A 17161-nucleotide genomic window follows, 5' to 3' on the forward strand; every position below is an offset into this window, starting at 1 on the left:
ATGAGCTGGAACATTTATTTTCAAGCGTTTACTGTGAGGACTTGGAGAAAAAGGCTATCTAATCTCAATACATTTCTAACTCCCCATATATACTGGGGAATACATATCAAAATTTGCGTAAACTACAATCAGCACACGGAGGTCGTGATCCGGGTGCAGTATACAATGGACGACAGGAAAAGGATGATACTCTCAGACTTGCATTGGCAGTGGGAGAGAATCTGCAGAATAACGGAATTGATGTGGAGTATACTCGTACAACGGATGTATACGAAACTCCTTATGAGAAAGCAATGGAAGCAAATGAAGCAGGAGTAGATCTCTTTATTTCCATTCATCGCAATTCCTTTCCGTCGGATAATACAGCGTTTGGAGTGGAATCGTTGGTGTATGATCTGTCTGGACTGAAATATGAGATTGCTGAATCGGTCAACCAGCAGCTTGAGGCAGTAGGATTCCGGAACCTTGGAGTGAAGGCACGACCGAATCTTGTGGTGCTCAAACGGACAAAGATGCCGGCAGTGTTGATTGAAGTAGGGTTTATTAATTCGGATGTGGATAATCGGTTGTTTGATGAGAATTTTAATGACATTGCATTGGCAATTTCGGATGGAATATTGGATGTCTTGAGGGATAACAGTCTTATATCTGAATCAGAAACAGATCCTGGATCAGATACAGAGCACGCTCCTGATCTGAAGCCTGAGCCGGAATATCGGGTACAGGCAGGCGCATTTCGCAACCGTATGTACGCAGAGCGTTTGCTGGGTGAACTACTGGAGCAGGATTATCCGGCGTATATTGATGATTCCGGCGCATATGCGAGAGTGCAGGTGGGACGGTATACAGATATGAATCAGGCAGTAGCGATGGAGCGGAGATTGAAACGGGACGGATATCAGACTGTTCTTTTGAAACAATAGTGGAAGAAAAGAAGACAATTTTATTTCCTGTACAGAAAATCTTCCATATGCAGAGAGTGGGTTATGTGCTACAATAGGAGAGATAAAAAATTGAGATACTTTTATGAGGAGGAAATGAGATGGGAGAACGTAAAATTATCCAGGTCGAGGATAAAGTGCCTTTTAATTTGCTTGTACCACTGAGTATCCAGCATATGTTTGCAATGTTCGGTGCATCCGTACTGGTGCCGTTCGTGTTCGGCATTAATCCGGCAATTGTACTGTTTATGAATGGTGTGGGTACATTGATCTTTATGACCGTAACAAAGGGTAAGGCTCCGGCATACCTGGGATCCAGCTTCGCATTCCTGGCACCGGCGGGTATTGTTATCAGCAAGATGGGATATTCGTATGCACTGGGAGGATTCGTAGCTGTAGGATTCTGTGGATGTGTATTATCGTTTATTATTTACAAATGTGGAACAGAATGGGTAGATGTTGTGCTTCCGCCGGCAGCGATGGGACCGGTAGTAGCATTGATCGGACTGGAGCTTTCAAGCTCTGCGGCCAGCAATGCAGGACTTCTGGATGATAAGATCGATATGAAAAATGTAATCGTGTTCATGGTAACGATTGGCGTGGCAGTATTTGGCAATGTATTATTCCGTGGATTCCTTTCTGTTATCCCGATCCTGATCGCGGTTATCGCAGGATATATTGCAGCACTGTGCTGTGGTATCCTGGATTTCTCGCAGGTAGTAGCAGCGCCATGGTTTGCGATTCCGAATTTCCAGATGGCGAAGTTTGATCTGAGCGCGATCCTGATGATACTTCCGGTACTTCTGGTTATTACGTCGGAGCATATCGGACATCAGGTTGTCACTGGTAAGATCATTGGCCGTGATCTGTTGAAAGATCCGGGACTTCACAGATCTTTGTTCGGAGATAACTTTTCTACTATGCTTTCAGGTTTGATCGGTTCTGTGCCGACCACTACTTATGGTGAGAATATCGGTGTAATGGCGGTAACAAAGGTGTATAGTGTGCGTGTGATCGCAGGTGCGGCAGTGCTGTCTATTATCTGCTCATTTGTCGGTAAGCTGTCTATGCTGATCCAGACAATTCCCGGACCGGTAATCGGTGGTATCTCGTTCCTGTTATATGGTATGATCGGAGCATCCGGTATCCGTATTCTGGTAGATTCCAAAGTGGATTATGGTCGTTCGCGTAACTTGACACTGACATCGGTTGTATTCGTAACGGGTCTGTCAGGTATTGCCGTGAACTTTGGAGATGTACAGCTCACAGGTATGGTACTTGCATGTGTGGTAGCCATGATCCTGAGCCTGATTTTCTATGTACTGGATAAATTCCATCTGACAAATGATCAAGAAGAATCACAGGAATAAGAGAAGAATATCGAGAAGTAAGAAAAGGAAGCAGGCGTTATTCGCCTGCTTCTTCGTCTTTTTTTTGCTCCGGCAGATACATGTGTACCTGTTCGATTCTGTTTTTATCTAATTTTTCGACAATCATGCGGATACCATCTTCGGTAGTGATTTCATCGCCTGCTTCCGGAAGACGATCCAGATGCTCGATGATCAGTCCACCTACGGAATCGTAATCATCGGAAGAAAGGTCAAGGTCTAAGCGGTCATTAATCTCTTCCAGATTTGTAGAGCCTTCTACCAGATATTCATATGGTCCGATCTCTTTGATAAAGTCTTCTTCGTTATCATCATATTCATCTCGGATCTCACCTACAATCTCTTCCAGCAGATCTTCTAAGGTGATCAATCCGGCAGTCTCGCCATATTCATCCAGAACGATGGCGATGTTAAATGAAGATTCTCTCATTTCCAGGAGAAGTTCGGAAATGTTCTTATATTCGTAAGTGAAATATGCTTCTCTGAGGATGTCCCGCAGATGAAAGTCTTTTTTGTTATCATATAACAGCAGATCCTTCATATTGATCGTGCCGATGACGTTATCGGTGGTGTCCTCAAAGATCGGGAGACGGGTAAATTTGTCTTCCCGGAATATATCGATCAGTTCATCGTAAGTACTGTTCACATCCGCAAATGTCACGTGTACACGTGGCACCATAACATCCTTTGCTTTGGCATCACCAAGGTCGAATACGTTATTGATCATTTCCTTTTCTTCTGATTCGATCACGCCGTCTTCGTGGCTGACATCTACGATCGTACGCAGGTCATTCTCTGTCATCACGTTTGTGTTGGCATTCGGATCAACGTGTATGATTCGAAGAATAATATTGGCCAGGCCATTGACAATGAAGATTACCGGAGTCATCAGACGGATAAAAATACTGATGACCGGGGCATAGAGAAGAGAAATCTTCTCGGAATGTATCGTGGCCATGGTCTTTGGTGTAATCTCGCCGAAGAGCAGGATCAGCAGGGTAAGGATACCGCTGGCAATTGCTACCATAGAACCACCCAGCCCATAAGCTAAGGAGGTGGTCAGTGATGCGGCAGACAGGTTTACAATGTTGTTGCCGATCAGGATGGCGCTTAAGAACTTCGCCGGATCATCTGTGATTTTTAGTAAGGTTTTTGCCCGCGCATTGCCATCATCAGCAAGGCTGCGGATTCGGATTCTGTTGACGGTGGTCATTGCGGTCTCTGCGGATGAAAAAAATGCAGAGAGAAAAAGTAATACTAGCAATATAATCACCTGTATGACGTCACTCGAGTCCAATGATATGTTCACTCCTTCTTGTGATTAAAATTTGTACAGCATTGCTGTACATAACATTGGAATTAATATACCTTATTTCCGGGAATAATGCAAGTGTAGAAGTGGCGATTTGACAGGCGTTACTTTACATTGCAATCCTTTTAGTGTATGATTTACAATGAATAAAAAAGCGGGGTAAATGCGATGAACGAGATTTTATATAAAAGATTATGTGAGGCAGTTCCGGCGGACAGAGTGCTCATAAATGAGCCAATGAAAAAGCATACGACATTTCGGATCGGAGGTCCGGCCGATTATTTTGTGATACCTGTTTCGTGGGAAGAAGCAGAGCTGGTGATCAGCATTTGTAAAGAGTTTCAGACACCTTATTATATAATAGGAAACGGAAGCAATCTTCTGGTATCCGATCAAGGCTATCGAGGTGTGATCATACAGTTATATAAAGAAATGAGTCAGGTAGAGGTAGAAGGAAATGTGATTCGTGCACAAGCGGGAGCATCTCTGGCACGTATTGCAGGAGCAGCATTGGAAGCAGGACTTACCGGATTTGAATTTGCAGCAGGAATTCCAGGTACACTTGGCGGCGCGTGCGTGATGAATGCGGGTGCTTATGGTGGTGAGATGAAGGATGTACTGGTGCGCGTGACGGTACTGGATGAGGATGATAAGATTCATGTGATTGAGAAAGATGATCTGGAACTTGGATATCGTACCAGCATCATTGCGAAGAAAGGCTATACGGTACTTGGTGCAGAAATTGAACTGCAGGAAGGTGAGAAAGAAGCTATTCGTACACTGATGAATGAACTGAAAGAGAAGCGAGTGACTAAACAGCCATTAGAATATCCAAGTGCCGGAAGCACCTTTAAGAGACCGGAAGGATATTTTGCGGGAAAACTTGTGCAGGATGCAGGATTGCGTGGATTTCGCGTGGGCGATGCCATGGTATCAGAGAAACACTGTGGATTTGTGATCAATGCAGGTGAGGCGACAGCTGCGCAGGTGGATGAACTGATGAAGCAGGTGTCAGCAAAGGTCAGGGAGCAGTTTGGTGTGACACTGGAGCCGGAAGTTAAGAGACTGGGAGAGTTTTAGGAATGAGATTTGTTATCGTTACAGGAATGTCTGGAGCGGGGAAAAGCTCCGTATTGAAAATGTTGGAAGATGTGGGTTATTTCTGCATGGATAATCTGCCGGTATCATTGGTGCCAAAGCTTACAGAACTTTTGTCCATGCCGAATTCTTCTATTGATAAAGTGGCTCTGGGGATGGATATCCGAAGTCGGTATGGAGCTGGTGATCTGGGTGAAGCACTGGATCAGCTGGATGAAAGGAACGTGGCTTATGAAGTACTTTTTCTGGATGCTAAGGATAATGTGCTGATTAAGCGCTATAAAGAGACCAGGAGAAGTCATCCGTTGTCAGGAACCGGACGCGTGGATCAGGGGATTGCCGAAGAACGACGGTTACTTGTGCCATTGCGGAATCGGGCGGATTATATTTTGGATACCAGCAGACTGTTGATACGGGATCTGAAACGTGAGATCACCAGCATTTTTGTGGAAGATAAGCAGTACAAGAATCTGTACATTACAGTGCTTTCGTTTGGATTCAAGTATGGTATTCCGAGTGATGCAGATCTGGTCTTTGATGTACGTTTTCTGCCTAACCCTTATTATATAGAAGAACTCCGACCGAAGAACGGTAATGATAAGGAAGTGCAGGACTATGTTATGCAGAATGAGAAGACTGGTCAGTTCTTAAATAAGCTAACGGATATGATCCGTTTCCTGATTCCGAATTATATAGCGGAAGGTAAGACACAGCTGGTTATTGCGATCGGATGTACCGGAGGCAAGCACAGGTCAGTTACGATAGCCAATGCGCTGTATGGCGCACTGGAACAGTCGGAAGGTGACTACGGTGTGAAGATTGAACACAGAGATATAGAGAAAGATGCCATTACAAAGGCAAGGTAGGTTGATATGTCATTTTCGAGCAAGGTGAAAGAAGAGCTGGCAGAGCAGATTCCGGCGGCAAGACATTGTATGCTGGCGGAACTTGCGGCGATTACAGCAATATGCGGTCGTACAGAAACCGATGAAACGGGAGAGAAGATCGTTCATATTCATACGGAAAATGTTGCTGTGGCGAGAAAATACTTTACATTACTGGAAAAAGCATTTAATATAGGGAGTGAAGTTTCTGCGTATACTTCTGTTCGGAGTAATCCGGAAAAAGGAAGTAATATTTACTATCTCCTTGCTCAGGGTAAGGGGTTACAGGCAGTTCTGAATGCGTCAGTGCAAGCGGTATGCTGTAAGCGAGCATATCTTCGTGGGGCATTTCTGGCAGCGGGTTCTATAAGTGATCCGAGCAAGTCTTACCATTTTGAGATTGTATGTAATACAGAAAAGATGGCAGACTATTTACAAGGGTTGATGATCGGATTTGATATGGAGGCGAAGATTGTCAGACGCAAGAAGAATTACGTAGTATACTTAAAAGATGGAGCCGGCATTGTGGATATGTTGAATGTCATGGAAGCGTATGTTGCGTTGATGGAACTTGAGAATGTCCGCATTCTCAAGGAGATGCGTAATTCAGTGAATCGTAAGGTGAATTGCGAGACAGCTAATATCAATAAGACAGTATCGGCTGCAGTGAAGCAGATGGAGGATATCGTGTTTATCCGGGACACCATAGGCTTTGAACATTTGCCGGAAGGATTACAGGATGTTGCCCTTACACGTCTTGCATATCCAGAGGCGACACTAAAGGAACTGGGGACGTTGCTTAAGACACCGGTCGGCAAGTCCGGCGTGAATCACCGCCTCAGGAAATTAAGTGATATGGCAGAAAAGATAAGGGATAATCAGGGAGGGACAACATGATTAAAAAACCGATTACTCTGAAACTGCGGGACGGTCTGGAAGCGAGACCGATCGCTTTGTTAGTGCAGGAAGCCAATCAATATTCAAGTACAGTGTACATTGAAGTTGAGAATAAAAAGATTAATGCGAAGAGCATTATGGGCATGATGAGTTTACAGCTTGGTAATGGAGAAGAACTTACGGTAGTTGCAGATGGCGATGATGAGGCAGATGCAATTCAGGGTGTAGAGAAGCTCCTGGTGACAGAATAGTACTACATAGACAAAAAGGGATGTATCGATGTGATGCACCCTTTTATTATATGCGAATGGTGGGCGGATTATGAGAGTGCGAAGCACGGAATAATCCGCAGGCATTACAATTATAGTGGATAGAATCGAACATTCAGAAGGAGGAAACTTGTAATGAAGAGAATGTTATTTGTATACAATCCACATGCAGGGAAAGGACTTTTGAAGCAGAAGTTATCTGAGATTGTGGATATTTTTGTGAAAGCAGGATATGAAGTCGTAATCTATCCGACGCAGGCATATAGGGATGCATATCGTAAGATCACAGAGATGACAGAGGATTATGATCTGGTCGTCTGCAGCGGCGGTGATGGAACGATTGATGAGGTAGTAACAGGCATGATGGAACGCGAGCATAAGATTCCGGTAGGATATATCCCAACAGGCACTACCAATGACTTTGCCAATAGCCTGAAGATTCCGAAAGATTTCCTGGCGGCAGCGGATAATGCGGTACACGGAAGTGCATTTCCATGTGATATCGGTCAGTTTAATGATGACGTATTCGTATATATTGCTGCGTTTGGACTGTTTACCGATGTGTCTTATGAGACAAAGCAGGAGATTAAGAATGTGCTGGGACATCTTGCGTATGTGTTGGAAGGCGCGAAACGTCTCTTTAATGTACCATCTTATAAGATCAGAGTAACGCATGATGATGAAGTGATCGAGGACGAATTTATCTATGGTATGGTGACCAATTCCAGATCTGTTGGTGGATTCCGTAATATGATCGGTAAAAATGTCAAGTTTGACGATGGTGTATTTGAAGTAACGTTGATCCGCCGCCCGAAGAATCCAATTGAACTGCAGGAGATCATCGCTGCACTTCTGATCGAGCAGGTAGATACTAAGCATATGTATTCTTTTAAAGCAAAGAAGATCACCTTTGAGTCGCTGGAAGAGATTCCGTGGACACTCGATGGAGAATACGGTGGAAGTCATGATATGGTAGAGATTATGAACCAGAATAAAGCTATGGAATTAATGGTTCCATCTAAATATGTCGACGAATTGTCGGAGGATGAAAAATAAATTAAAAAAAATTCACTTTCCTCTTGCATTTTGAATTAATATTTGATATATTAATTGAGCACGAGTTAAGTGACACGGCTCCGTGGTCAAGCGGTCAAGACGCTAGCCTCTCACGCTGGAATCCGGGGTTCGATTCCCCGCGGAGTCACTGATTAACCTGATGATCAAATGGTCATCAGGTTTTTTTACTTTACAGGAAATTGTTTTCCTGTAAAGTAAAAAACGTTCCGCGAGGATGCGCACTGCGGCGGATAAGGTAGATGTCGCAAGCGACCGCCGCAGGCGCGAGAATGTGCCAAGGCACATTCTTTGTTCTGCAATAAGCCGTCATGCAGAAATCGTGCTTGCACGAATTGCTCAGGCAGGAGATCACCTTTGCATACATAAAACTTTTATATTGAGTTTTTAAAAGAAGTAGGCTATAATGTACACGTATTAAACATTAGCTAAGAACATTTTAAGGAAAGAAGGTAAAAGTTATGGGATTGGTAACAACAACCGAAATGTTTAAGAAGGCTTATGATGGCGGATACGCAATCGGTGCTTTCAATGTTAACAACATGGAGATCGTTCAGGGTATTACAGAGGCAGCCGGAGAGCTGAAGAGCCCGGTTATCCTTCAGGTATCTAAAGGTGCTCGTGCATACGCTAACCACACATACCTTGTTAAATTAGTAGAGGCAGCAGTTCAGGAGAATCCGGAGATTCCGATCGCTCTTCATCTGGATCACGGTGATAGCTTTGAACTTTGCAAGAGCTGTATCGATGGTGGATTTACATCAGTTATGATCGATGCTTCTTCTAAGTCATTTGAAGAGAATATCGCTATTACAAAGCAGGTAGTTGAATATGCTCATGCTCATGGTGTAGTAGTAGAGGCTGAACTTGGAACACTTGCAGGTGTTGAGGATGAAGTAGTAGTTGAGCATGGTAAAGAAAGCTATACACGTCCGGAAGAAGTAGAAGAATTTGTAACAAGAACAGGATGTGATTCCCTTGCAATTGCTATCGGAACATCACACGGTGCATACAAGTTCAAAGCTTCTCAGTGCACAAGAAATGCTGATGGTATCCTTGTACCACCTCCGCTTCGTTTTGACGTTCTGGAAGAGTGTACAAAGCGTCTGCCAGGATTCCCGATCGTACTGCACGGTTCTTCTTCAGTACCACAGGAATTCGTTAAGATGGTTAACCAGTATGGTGGAAATATGCCAGATGCTATTGGTATTCCAGAGGACGAACTTCGTCACGCAGCTGAACTGTCTGTATGTAAGATTAATATCGATTCAGATATCCGTCTTGCTATGACAGCTAATATCCGTAAGCACTTCGTAGAGCATCCGGATCACTTTGACCCACGTCAGTATCTGAAACCAGCTCGCCAGGCTGTTAAGGATATGGTTGCTCACAAGATTACTAACGTACTTGGAAGTGCTGGTAAAGCCTAAATCATAAGAATGTTATAATTTTTTGCTTGCATTTTAAAGAGTATTGATATATACTTACAGGCATAACAAGAACGAAGGCGTTCCGACTAAGGTTGGAGCGCCTTTTTATATTATGCGATCATCGGGGCTCGCTTTTATAAAAATGCCGGTACACAGTGCCGGGCGTTCTTGGTATAAAGCTCTTGCGTAAACAGAAGGTTTGCTATATTATAAGAGGCAAGGGTTCCTGTTTGGACAAAGAAAGGAAAGGAAACAAGAATATGAGTGATGTAATAAACGTAGCAGAAATATTTGGTGAAGATGTATTTAACGATACGGTGATGCAGAGCCGGCTTCCTAAGAAAGTATATAAGGATCTGAAGAGGATGATCAAGGAAGGTCAGGAACTGGATCTGGCTACCGCTGATGTCATTGCACATGAGATGAAAGAGTGGGCGATTGAGAAGGGAGCTACTCATTACACTCACTGGTTCCAACCACTGACTGGTGTTACAGCAGAGAAACATGATTCATTTATTTCAGCACCGATGGAGAACGGAAAGGTGCTTATGAACTTCTCTGGTAAAGAATTGATCAAGGGCGAACCGGATGCGTCTTCTTTCCCATCAGGCGGTCTTCGTGCAACATTTGAGGCAAGAGGATATACAGCATGGGATTGTACATCACCTGCATTTGTAAGACATGATGCAGCAGGCGCAACACTGTGTATTCCTACAGCATTTTGCTCCTATACAGGAGAGGCGCTGGATCAGAAGACACCACTTCTTCGTTCCATGCAGGCAATCAATGAACAGTCACTGAGACTTCTTCGTCTCTTTGGCAATACAACGGCTAAGAAAGTAATTCCTTCCGTGGGACCGGAGCAGGAGTACTTCCTTGTGGACGCTGAAAAATTCATGCAGAGAAAAGACTTGATCTATACAGGACGCACATTGTTTGGAGCAATGCCTCCGAAAGGTCAGGAGCTGGATGATCATTATTTCGGAACCATTCGTCAGAGAATTGCAGGATTTATGAAGAATGTCAATGAAGAACTCTGGAAAGTTGGCGTAACATCTAAGACACAGCACAACGAAGTGGCACCTGCACAGCACGAGCTTGCGCCGATCTATGCAGAGTGTAATGTGGCAGTTGATCACAATCATCTGATAATGCAGACATTGAAGAGAGTTGCGTGCCAGCACGGTATGAAGTGTCTGCTTCATGAGAAACCGTTCGCAGGAGTGAATGGTTCCGGTAAGCATAACAACTGGTCTATCACTACAGATGATGGTAAAAACCTGTTGGACCCGGGCAAGACACCTCACGAGAACCTGCAGTTTCTGCTTGTGCTTACATGTGTCCTGAAAGCAGTAGATGAACACGCAGCACTGCTTCGTGAATCCGCAGCTGATCCGGGTAATGATCACAGACTGGGAGCTAATGAAGCACCACCGGCAATCATTTCCGTATTCCTCGGTGAACAGCTTGAGGATGTGTTGGAGCAGATCATTGAGACTGGTTCGGCAACACATAGCTTAAATGGCGGCGTTCTGGAAACGGGAGTAGATACACTTCCGGACCTGGTTAAGGATGCTACAGATCGTAACCGTACATCACCGTTTGCGTTTACCGGTAATAAATTCGAATTCCGTATGGTAGGATCGAGAGATTCTATCGCATCACCGAATATTGTGCTGAACACGATCGTTGCAGAAGCATTTTCAGAGGCATGTGACGTACTGGAGAAGGCAGATGATTTTGATAAAGCACTGAGTGAACTGATTACGAAATATGCAACTGAGCATAAGAGAATTATCTTCAATGGTGACGGATATTCTGACAGCTGGGTAGAAGAAGCTGAGAAGCGCGGACTTCCAAATATCAAGTCTATGGTTGAAGCAATCCCGGCACTGGAAGCTGAGAAGACGATCAAGGTATTTGAACAGTTCCATGTATTTACAGAGGCTGAGCTTAGATCTCGTGTAGAAATTAAGTATGAGAACTATGCGAAGGTAATCAATATCGAAGCAAAGACAATGATTGATATGGCAAGCAAGCAGATCATTCCGGCAATCATTAAGTATACCAAGACGCTGGCAGACACGGTTGTTGCTGTTAAAGCAGCAGGTGTAGATGCAAGCGTACAGGCAGAGACACTGGCAGAAGTAAACGTACTTCTTAAAGAAGCAAAAGAAGCACTTGCAGCACTGATCAAGGTGACGGATGAAGCAGCAACCAAAGAAGAGGGCGAAGAACAGGCTAAATTCTTCAAGTTCACAGTATTCCCGGCTATGGAAGCACTTCGTGCACCGGTTGATAAGTTGGAGATGATCGTGGATAAGGAAGCGTGGCCAATGCATCATACGGTGATCTGATGTTTGAAGTATAAAATTTAGAAAAACATTACAATTTCTTAAGAGCCTTGCGCTTGGAATCCATGGACAGGTATGGTATTCTAAGTGCAAGGTTTTTGTTATGATTATAAACATAGTTTTTAAAGCCGTGATAGTGGATGAGTAAAAGGAGAGTCCGATGATGACGAAAAATGAATTCATGATAAAATTGCAGGAAGCACTGGAGAACGATCTGGATGCGTCGGCGGTGCGTGATAATGTAAACTATTACAGTAATTATATTGATGACGAGATACGTAAAGGTCGCAGTGAAGAAGAGGTACTGGACGAGCTGGGAGATCCATGGGTGATTGCACAGTCTGTGATTGATATGTCCGCTCAGAAGAATGTGACAGAAGATTACAGTGGCAGCTATCGAAGTGCCGGAAGATCGTCAGAACGCCAGGAGAGTTCTTATAATGTTCATAGCTATACGATTGGAAGTTGGTGGCAGAAGCTGCTTCTGATACTTGGGATTATTGGAATTGTATTGATTGTTGCGGCGGTGATCGGAGGAATCCTCTCGTTGGTAATGCCAATTGTGATACCGGTTCTGGTAGTGATTCTGCTAGTGAATTTTATCAGAAGGCTGAAAGAATAGGAGAAAAAAAGAATAGAAAAGTAAAAGACCGATGGGGGAGCCATCGGTCTTTTGAGGGGAGTATAAATAATTAATAAGGGGTTGTAGAAAGGCTTGCTTTCTACATGATTTAGTATAATATAGCGCGTCGCAAAATGCAAGAAAAAATTAAGATTTTTTTAAAATAAGTAATATTCCGGATATGGATGTATAGTTTGCCGAAAAACGGCAACAATAAGCCTTGTAATCATTAAGGATTAGGAGGAAAAAGTCATGGCAAATAACCAGAATTCTTCAAATCAGAATGCATCAAACAGAAATGCATCTGATCGTAATGCATCAAACCGCAATGCGTCCAACAGAAACGCATCCAATAAGAATGCATCCAACAAAAATGCATCCAACAGAAATGCATCAAACAGAAATGCGTCCGATTGCAATTCGTCAGACAGAAATGGTATGAATTACAGCGACAGATAGTAAGATGTGAAAGGAACCGGTGTGTGAAACACACCGGTTCTTACGCTGTGAGCGGAAATTGGATATGGAATAAGCGGGAAAATAAGCGGCCAGCTTTCTTGACAAGTATGCTCTGCTACAAGTAATATGAATAGGTAATAACAGTAACCAGATAGTGATACATAAATGAGGAAATATATGAAGAAAATGGAATTGATCGCTCCCTGCCATTTTGGGTTGGAAGCGGTATTAAAGAGAGAAATTCTGGATCTGGGTTATGAGATCTCAGAAGTGGAAGACGGAAGAGTGACATTTTATGGTGATGCGGATGCAATCTGTCGTGCCAATATTTTCCTGCGCACAGCAGAGCGTATTCTGTTGAAGGTGGGGAGCTTTCGGGCGGTAACATTTGAAGAGTTATTTGATAAAACAAAAGAACTTCCGTGGGAAGATTATATTCCACAGAATGGCAAATTCTGGGTGGCAAAAGCGGCTTCAGTTAAGAGTAAGTTGTTCAGCACGTCGGATATTCAGTCCATTATGAAGAAAGCCATGGTGCGCAGAATGCAGGAACGTTACTGTGTAGAGTGGTTCCCGGAGAACGGTGCGTCTTATCCGGTCCGCGTATTTTTAATGAAGGATATCGTAACGGTAGGAATCGACACCACAGGTATTTCACTACATAAGCGAGGATATCGCGAGGTGTCTGGTAAAGCGCCGATTACAGAGACGCTGGCAGCAGCGCTGATCATGCTGACACCGTGGAGAAAAGACCGTATTCTGGTAGATCCGTTTTGTGGAAGCGGTACATTTCCGATTGAAGCGGCTATGATGGCGGCTAATATTGCTCCGGGTATGAATCGGTCATTTTTGTCTGAAAAATGGGATAATCTGATTGCTAAAAAGAATTGGTATGATGTGATCGATGAGGCCAATGATATGATCTGTGATGATGTAGAAGTGGACATTCAGGGATACGATGTGGATTCTTCTGTAATCAAGATTGCCAGAAGAAATGCAAGAGAGGCTGGAGTGGATCATCTGATCCATTTTCAGGAGAGGGATGTAAAGGATCTGAATCATCCGAAGAAATATGGATTTATTATTACGAACCCGCCGTACGGAGAACGTCTGGAAGATAAGAAGGATCTGCCAGATCTGTACCGTGCATTTGGCGAAAGCTTCAAGAGACTTGATTCCTGGTCTGCGTACATGATTACAAGCTACGATGATGCGGAACGGTATTTTGGGCGAAAAGCGGATAAGAACCGTAAGATCTATAATGGTATGTTGAAGACTTATTATTACCAGTTCCTGGGGCCAAAGCCACCGAAGCGGAAAGAAAAATAGATAATAATTATAGAAAGAATGGTTAAAGAAAGTTATGGGAAAGATAATATTTGCAACGGGAAATGCGCATAAAATGGTCGAAATCCGTATGATTCTTGCGGATCTTGGCATGGAGATTCTGTCACAGAAAGAGGCAGGGATCCAGGCTGATGTGGTAGAAGATGGAAGCACTTTTGAGGAAAATGCGATGATCAAGGCAACGGAGATTGCGAAGATTGCCCGTCAGATGCCAGAATATGCAGATGCTATTGTGATGGCAGACGATTCCGGATTGGAGATTGATTATCTGAATAAAGAGCCTGGTATCTATTCTGCACGTTATATGGGAAAAGATACTTCTTACGATATTAAAAATCAGGCACTTCTGGACCGATTGGACGGCGTAGAAGATGCGAAACGTACAGCACGCTTTGTGTGTGCCATTGCGGCTGCATTTCCGGATGGGAGTACAGAAGCAGTGCGTGGTACGATGGAAGGCATTATCGGACACGAGATTGCAGGAGAGAACGGATTTGGTTATGATCCAATCTTTTATTTACCGGAATATGGATGTACCAGTGCAGAACTTGCGCCGGAAAAGAAAAATGAACTTAGTCATCGTGGTGAAGGACTTCGGAAAATGCGCGCGGTCATTGAAGCACGTAATGCGGTTAAGTAGGTTAGTAATAGAAGGGACAGACTGTATATATGAAAATATTGATTGTTAGTGATACCCACAGATATCTGGGTAATCTGCAGACAGCACTGGAAGAGGAAGGACCGGTGGATATGTTGATTCATCTGGGGGACATCGAGCATCAGATGGCAGGTGTGATCCGGATGGCAGGATGTCCGGTACATATGATTGCAGGGAATAATGATTTTCTCTGTAACCTGCCGGAAGAGGAAGAATTTGAAATCGGCAGCTATCACGTATGGATCACGCATGGGCATCGATATGGCGTAAGCTTCGATACAGAAGAGATTAAGGAAGAAGCACGGATACTTGGCGCAGATATCGTAATGTTTGGCCATACGCATCGTCCGCATCTGGAGGAAGAGGAAGACCTTATCACGTTGAATCCGGGTAGTATGACCTATCCAAGACAGAGCGGCAGACAGCCGAGCTACATGGTAATGACATTAGACAAAGAGGGAAAGGCATCCTTTGAGATAAAGTATCTGTAAGAGCAGTGATGTGAATCGGGGTGAATGTGGGCAGGATGCCTGCGTTTACCTTGAAAAACTCCGAAAAAAATAAAAAATAAAAAAACTTAAAAAAGGTGTTGACATTTAGAAAAACATGCCATATAATACATATTGTGTCACGGAGATGACGCAACATAAAGAAAACATCGGGGTGTGGCTCAGCTTGGCTAGAGCGCTGGTTTGGGACCAGGAGGTCGCAGGTTCGAATCCTGTCACCCCGATACTTATGCGGGTGTAGTTCAATGGTAGAACACCAGCCTTCCAAGCTGGATACGTGGGTTCGATTCCCATCACCCGCTTTCTTAATCCGTAAAGGGTTAAGAATGTGAGTCTGTAGCTCAGCTGGATAGAGCAACGGCCTTCTAAGCCGTAGGTCGAGGGTTCGAATCCCCCCAGGCTCGTTGACACGTTCAAAACGGTCATACTTGATGAACGGGTCAGTCCCAGAACCTTGGCGTAATGAGCTGGTAGATGGACTTAATAGAATATGGTGGGTATAGTGCAGTTGGTTAACGCGTCGGATTGTGGTTCCGAAGATCGTGGGTTCGAGTCCCACTACCCACCCTTTTTTCTTTTAATGGCTATCGCCAAGCGGTAAGGCACAGGACTTTGACTCCTGCATTCGTTGGTTCGAATCCAACTAGCCCAGTTATTTAATAGGGGCGTGTAGCTCAGGTGGTAGAGCACTTGACTTTTAATCAAGTTGTCCGGGGTTCGAATCCCCGCACGCTCACTTAAAAGAAAGCGCACACTATAACAGGTGTGTGCTTATTTTTCTATTATTAGCTCTGTTGAATAAGAGTACAGAGCGTTGAATAGTTATATTGTATACGCGGATATGGCGGAATTGGCAGACGCGCCAGACTTAGGATCTGGTGTCACCGACGTGCAGGTTCAAGTCCTGTTATCCGCACTAGAAAACGCAGTATGAGAAGTGATTTTCCATACTGCGTTTTTTATGTGCTATCGTATTACAAATCTTCTTATCAGGCAACTGATCGCTCCTGCGATGCAGATCGGAAGCAGCTTCTGGCAGAGACTTCCATACACCATCAGGCCGCCCTGTAATCCTTCCAGTGCTTCCGGAGATACCGGGATCATGCTGTATAGAATATAGGACAGGAAAGAAGTAACACCAATGAAGAGGAAAGAGAATAAGCCTCGTCCGGTATCCTGGTTCTGCCCATTATGTCCTTGTTTGCCTCGTCCCATTAGTACCCAGAAGAAGGTAATGACTTCGTAAAAAATGAGGACTCCGGCGGTGCCGAGATATGCCATTAATATATAATTCTTCTCTTCCGTAATCAACAGAGGATTACCATATGTACTGCAATTTTTACCAAAAGTAGATGCCAGTAGACAGATGATCCCTGCAATCAGGATTAAGGTAGCTGCTTTTAATATCATATTCAGTATCTTGAAGATTAGTCGAGTACCGGTCTTGGCTGCTTTGGCAGCCGGTGATACGACATTTGGAAGACTGTGCTTTTTCTTGGACTTGTTAGAATCCTTTCGTTTGGACGACTTGGAATTGTTGCGTCTGTTGTCGTAGTCATCTTCATCATAATCGTCAATATCGTAGTCATCGTCGTCATCAAATTCATCATCATAGTAATAATCATCCGGCTCATTATCGTCTTCTATAAAACTGTTTTTCAGAAGATCATCCAAATCATCTTCATAGATTACTTCAAAATCATCATCAAAAAAATCCTGCGTATCGTTTTTTAGATTTTTACGTCTGTCTTTTATCTTTGCCATTATATAAATCCCCCTTATTCCAATCTATTTTAAAATGTGTATGCGCAAGACACAATAGATGTCACAGAATTTTCATGAAGACATAAGGAAATCTTCAGAAATGATGATTTTGGCAAATGTTTGTGGAAGTGCTGCGCGAATTGTCAGAAAAATAT

Annotated in this window: 15 protein-coding genes, 8 tRNA genes and 1 pseudogene; 22 read left to right on the forward strand and 2 right to left on the reverse strand. The window is 43.7% G+C overall.

Annotation, left to right across the window (positions count from 1 at the left end; translation table 11 throughout):
• Positions 1 to 113 precede the first annotated feature (113 nt).
• Together DXA18_RS01580 and uraA are read left to right on the forward strand one after the other, a co-directional pair.
• A complete protein-coding gene (locus tag DXA18_RS01580; protein ID WP_118382389.1) occupies positions 114 to 923 on the forward strand; it encodes an N-acetylmuramoyl-L-alanine amidase in 810 nt (269 codons plus the stop codon).
• Between the two features lie 119 nt (positions 924 to 1042).
• Positions 1043 to 2311 (forward strand): uracil permease, encoded by a 1269-nt coding sequence (gene uraA, locus DXA18_RS01585; protein WP_118382390.1) that lies wholly within the window; start codon positions 1043 to 1045, stop codon positions 2309 to 2311.
• 37 nt (positions 2312 to 2348) lie between these two features.
• Here uraA and DXA18_RS01590 read toward each other — a convergent pair whose 3' ends face one another.
• Entirely contained in the window at positions 2349 to 3626 is a 1278-nt protein-coding gene (locus DXA18_RS01590) for an HlyC/CorC family transporter (RefSeq protein WP_118382391.1), read from the reverse strand.
• Positions 3627 to 3809: 183 nt separating this feature from the next.
• On the opposite strand from DXA18_RS01590, the gene murB reads away from it, so the two are divergent.
• The 20 genes and pseudogenes from murB (at position 3810) to DXA18_RS01690 (ending at position 16158) form a co-directional block, all read left to right on the forward strand.
• Positions 3810 to 4721: a UDP-N-acetylmuramate dehydrogenase gene (murB, locus tag DXA18_RS01595; RefSeq protein WP_118382392.1), complete on the forward strand. Its 912-nt coding sequence runs from the start codon at positions 3810 to 3812 to the stop codon at positions 4719 to 4721.
• Positions 4722 to 4723: 2 nt separating this feature from the next.
• A complete protein-coding gene (gene rapZ / locus DXA18_RS01600; RefSeq protein WP_118382393.1) occupies positions 4724 to 5605 on the forward strand; it encodes an RNase adapter RapZ in 882 nt (293 codons plus the stop codon).
• A 6-nt stretch (positions 5606 to 5611) separates the two neighbouring features.
• On the forward strand, positions 5612 to 6520 hold the full coding sequence (whiA, locus tag DXA18_RS01605) for a DNA-binding protein WhiA (RefSeq protein WP_118382394.1): 909 nt from the start codon (positions 5612 to 5614) through the stop codon (positions 6518 to 6520).
• Positions 6517 to 6771 carry an HPr family phosphocarrier protein gene (locus DXA18_RS01610; RefSeq protein ID WP_118382395.1) on the forward strand — a complete coding sequence of 85 codons (255 nt, stop codon included), beginning with the start codon at positions 6517 to 6519 and terminating at the stop codon, positions 6769 to 6771. The genes whiA and DXA18_RS01610 overlap by 4 nt, the downstream gene beginning before the upstream one ends.
• 153 nt (positions 6772 to 6924) lie before the next feature.
• Positions 6925 to 7845, forward strand: a complete 921-nt coding sequence (locus DXA18_RS01615; protein WP_118382396.1) for a diacylglycerol/lipid kinase family protein — start codon at positions 6925 to 6927, stop codon at positions 7843 to 7845.
• A gap of 76 nt (positions 7846 to 7921) precedes the next feature.
• Positions 7922 to 7993: transfer RNA gene (locus tag DXA18_RS01620), tRNA-Glu, on the forward strand.
• Between the two features lie 331 nt (positions 7994 to 8324).
• A complete protein-coding gene (gene fba / locus DXA18_RS01625) occupies positions 8325 to 9293 on the forward strand; it encodes a class II fructose-1,6-bisphosphate aldolase (protein WP_118382397.1) in 969 nt (322 codons plus the stop codon).
• 260 nt (positions 9294 to 9553) lie between these two features.
• Positions 9554 to 11664, forward strand: a pseudogene (locus tag DXA18_RS01630) (glutamine synthetase III family protein).
• 143 nt (positions 11665 to 11807) lie between these two features.
• Positions 11808 to 12269, forward strand: a complete 462-nt coding sequence (locus tag DXA18_RS01635) for a DUF1700 domain-containing protein (RefSeq protein ID WP_118382398.1) — start codon at positions 11808 to 11810, stop codon at positions 12267 to 12269.
• Between the two features lie 252 nt (positions 12270 to 12521).
• A complete protein-coding gene (locus tag DXA18_RS01640) occupies positions 12522 to 12728 on the forward strand; it encodes a hypothetical protein (RefSeq protein ID WP_118382399.1) in 207 nt (68 codons plus the stop codon).
• A gap of 177 nt (positions 12729 to 12905) precedes the next feature.
• The gene (locus DXA18_RS01645) at positions 12906 to 14057 is read left to right on the forward strand and encodes a THUMP domain-containing class I SAM-dependent RNA methyltransferase (RefSeq protein WP_118382400.1); all 1152 of its coding nucleotides are present in this window, start codon (positions 12906 to 12908) and stop codon (positions 14055 to 14057) included.
• A 34-nt stretch (positions 14058 to 14091) separates the two neighbouring features.
• Entirely contained in the window at positions 14092 to 14715 is a 624-nt protein-coding gene (gene rdgB / locus DXA18_RS01650) for an RdgB/HAM1 family non-canonical purine NTP pyrophosphatase (RefSeq protein WP_118382401.1), read from the forward strand.
• A 29-nt stretch (positions 14716 to 14744) separates the two neighbouring features.
• The gene (locus DXA18_RS01655) at positions 14745 to 15224 is read left to right on the forward strand and encodes a metallophosphoesterase family protein (protein WP_118382402.1); all 480 of its coding nucleotides are present in this window, start codon (positions 14745 to 14747) and stop codon (positions 15222 to 15224) included.
• Positions 15225 to 15392: 168 nt separating this feature from the next.
• Positions 15393 to 15466: transfer RNA gene (locus DXA18_RS01660), tRNA-Pro, on the forward strand.
• Positions 15467 to 15473: 7 nt separating this feature from the next.
• Positions 15474 to 15544: transfer RNA gene (locus tag DXA18_RS01665), tRNA-Gly, on the forward strand.
• Between the two features lie 28 nt (positions 15545 to 15572).
• A tRNA-Arg gene (locus DXA18_RS01670) sits at positions 15573 to 15646 on the forward strand.
• 89 nt (positions 15647 to 15735) lie between these two features.
• Positions 15736 to 15809: transfer RNA gene (locus DXA18_RS01675), tRNA-His, on the forward strand.
• Positions 15810 to 15822: 13 nt separating this feature from the next.
• Positions 15823 to 15891, forward strand: a tRNA-Gln gene (locus DXA18_RS01680).
• Positions 15892 to 15905: 14 nt separating this feature from the next.
• A tRNA-Lys gene (locus DXA18_RS01685) sits at positions 15906 to 15978 on the forward strand.
• Between the two features lie 99 nt (positions 15979 to 16077).
• Positions 16078 to 16158, forward strand: a tRNA-Leu gene (locus tag DXA18_RS01690).
• A 50-nt stretch (positions 16159 to 16208) separates the two neighbouring features.
• On the opposite strand, the gene DXA18_RS01695 is transcribed toward DXA18_RS01690, so the two are convergent.
• Entirely contained in the window at positions 16209 to 17006 is a 798-nt protein-coding gene (locus DXA18_RS01695; protein ID WP_118382403.1) for a hypothetical protein, read from the reverse strand.
• Between the last annotated feature and the right edge of the window lie 155 nt (positions 17007 to 17161).

Origin of the sequence: Dorea sp. AM58-8 (assembly GCF_003464045.1) — a bacterium.
Lineage (GTDB): Bacteria > Bacillota > Clostridia > Lachnospirales > Lachnospiraceae > Claveliimonas > Claveliimonas ammoniilytica.